The 550-nt window shown below is 64.0% G+C and carries 1 protein-coding gene; it reads right to left on the bottom strand.

Annotation, left to right across the window (positions count from 1 at the left end; genetic code table 11):
• A partial coding sequence (locus tag AC1DX0_RS36955) for an N-formylglutamate amidohydrolase (protein WP_477359634.1) occupies window positions 1-548 on the bottom strand: 548 nt, incomplete at its 3' end.
• Window positions 549-550: the final 2 nt, after the last annotated feature.

Below are 550 nucleotides of genomic sequence, written 5' to 3'. Positions count from 1 at the left end.
ATCAGCGGCAACGCCAGCCGGCGATCCTCGTCATGGATGATGCCGATGTGCCAGGGCCGGCTTTTGCCCTTGTAGACCGGGGTGAAGGAATGCACCGAAACCAGCCGCGTTTCCTGGCCACGCGCCAATCTTGCGTCGACGATGTCTGCGACCGCGTTATGGAAGGGCCGCCACGACAAGTCGATGCGCTGGGCGCGCTGCTTTTCCGAGAGACCGGTATTGCCGGGTATTGCGGTGGTTTCGCTGACTGGCGGCACCAGGTCGGGTGCGTCGAGCGGGCGGTTGCAGTCGATGACAAGGCGCGAAATACGCGTTTCGACCAGCGTCGCATCGAGCGCATCGGCCATGCGCTGGGCGACAGGCAGCGCGCCGGGATCCCAGGCGATGTGACGGGAAAGGTCCTCGGCTGGAAGGCCGAGCGTTCCGAATTCCGGTGGCAGGAAATTGGAGGCGTGGTCGCAGGTCAGCACGAATGGGCTTGATCCGCCCGGGTTCGTCACCCTGACGGAATTTGACGATGCAAGGCTGGCGGGCCGTGCTGTCTCCATAG

Source organism: Mesorhizobium sp. P3_A9 (assembly GCF_056402975.1).
The sequence above is the reverse complement of the archived record's forward strand: the minus strand, read 5'-3'. Positions and strand labels throughout refer to the sequence as shown.